Here is a 2,011-nt window from a genome sequence, read left to right on the forward strand (position 1 = left end):
ATTTGATCTTTATTCACCCCTATAAATCCGGCATTTATATAAGAATGCAGTTTATTTTTAACCGGAAAACCCATAGCATCGGCAACAGGCATCCATTGAAGCCTTTTCGGATGTGTAGGTGGCATATCATTTCGAACAATTTCATGTACCAAAGCAACTCCATATGAAACCCATCGTTCATAAAATCCCCAATCACATTTATTTACAATATCCGGATCGAAATAAAATATTGAAGAAATATTACGCTGATCAACGCAATTCTCCCATACTTCTAATAAATAAGCGGCTTTGTAATTGGTAAAATGGTTATCAGTCACTACCGGCAAAAAATTAATGTTTAAGTTGGGTGCAGGCTGTAAGCATTTAGCTCCTACCCAATTGATTGAAGAGTCATCCTTTGCGGCTGAAGCCCAAAAAGGAATTTCTCCTCTATAACCTACATAGAAATCACCTTTAAATCCATGTTTATGCAATGAATTTATTAAACCTGCTACTCCATAATGATAATGACCCTCATATAAGGTACATACAATACTCTTCATTAATTAATTAATTTATATAGTAATTAATATTGCTTATTAACCCTAAGTGAATCAACACATTTAATAATAATGCTTTTCGATTCAAATTCCCATTTGGCAATAATGTCATTGTCGCCAATAATACCTGAAGGAAGTTTGTCTTTTCCTTGTGCTAAATCTATAGTACTTAAATATTCGCCGGGTTTTAAACCAAGTTCATTCAGCATCAATTCATTTTTTGTTGCATATGCAACCGGTTGCATTCTTGCGCCAGTTTTAAGCCCAAAAATTGTTGTATGAAAACGCGTACTAATAATTCTTTCACCTGTTGAAAGGTTTTTTATCATTTTTACGGGGTCGGCATGATAAGCAGGAAATTTAACGGGTAAACCATTTAGGATAACTTTACAATACTCGCCATCTGCAGAAGTGAAAGGAGCAGATTCAACCGCGTATCCCTCTTTTAATGCCTGCTCAACCGTACTTCTGATAGCTGTTGAATAATTTTTGTGCATTAAATCAAAATCCTTGTATAACTCGGGTCGTTCGTCTTTATAATTAGCACTTGGCTCTACTTTGCCATCTTTAAAAATACCATAAAGGGGTAATACGTTAACAAACACCTTCTTTTGCTTGCTTTTTTTTATTTTTCGCTCAGCCGAGCAAAAGTCACTTAATAAAGAATACGCGATATCTGGATGATGGTATATATCCGGCCTTCCCGAAATATTTCTCATTCTTTCCGCCTGCTTCTCGCTTCGGCAACTTACAAAAGCAGCCTCCCTTATCATCAATAAAATATCATCGGGATATTTGCTTTCATTAAAATCTACACCTAAAAATCCCAGACCGGCAAAATTTCCTTTATAGCGGGAATATACTTTCATCAGAGAGTCAACGTACCCCACTGCTCCGCCTCCAACTATAGCCAGGGGTACCTTTGGCCATTTATCTAAGTTGTATATAGTTTGTAATCCATTTGAAATTCCTTTCTCATTTAAAACATTACTTACAGCCATACCCAAAGCCATATCGCCTAAATTTCCACCATGGTAGCCGCCAATTATTGCAACTTTAGGTAATACTACCTTTTGCTTAAAATATCTCCATAAATGGGCAATCTGAACTTTAGTTAAAATCATTGATATTTGTTAATGTATATATTATAAAATTGATAATTATAATTTTGCTTTATTAAAAACATGCTTACGCAAAATAGATTTTGCGCTTTTCTTTAAATTATTATATTTGTTAATTAAAAAGTTACCTCTATCTTTTAATTTATCAAAATCTTCATAATCCGCAACAAAAGCAGGAAAATGTTCATTTAAAACACCCTTCATTTCTTTTCGGATTGCAGGAAAATGTTTAGGGTTCCATGTTAACCCATCGCAATTACAAATTGCCAAAAACATGTTTAAATGTTTAGTATTTACGTTATGTTTACAAAACGCTAAAACAAAAAACTTCCAATCGGATGAATATTTAAG

Annotated in this window: 3 protein-coding genes; all 3 read right to left on the bottom strand. The window is 34.0% G+C overall.

From position 1 onward, the window contains the following. The coding region (locus AC1DPZ_RS26195; protein ID WP_477409037.1) for a hypothetical protein at positions 1-542 on the bottom strand (542 nt) is incomplete at its 3' end. A gap of 23 nt (positions 543-565) precedes the next feature. Further along, positions 566-1,663 carry a polysaccharide pyruvyl transferase family protein gene (locus AC1DPZ_RS26200; RefSeq protein WP_477409039.1) on the bottom strand — a complete coding sequence of 366 codons (1,098 nt, stop codon included), beginning with the start codon at positions 1,661-1,663 and terminating at the stop codon, positions 566-568. A gap of 36 nt (positions 1,664-1,699) precedes the next feature. Further along, the coding region (locus AC1DPZ_RS26205; protein ID WP_477409041.1) for a hypothetical protein at positions 1,700-2,011 on the bottom strand (312 nt) is incomplete at its 5' end.

The organism is Mucilaginibacter sp. P4_G9, assembly GCF_056400985.1.

Bases quoted from the DNA above. Each gene is read 5' to 3' on its own strand.
- AC1DPZ_RS26200 (WP_477409039.1), bottom strand. From the start codon at position 1,663: ATGATTTTAACTAAAGTTCAGATTGCCCATTTATGGAGATATTTTAAG.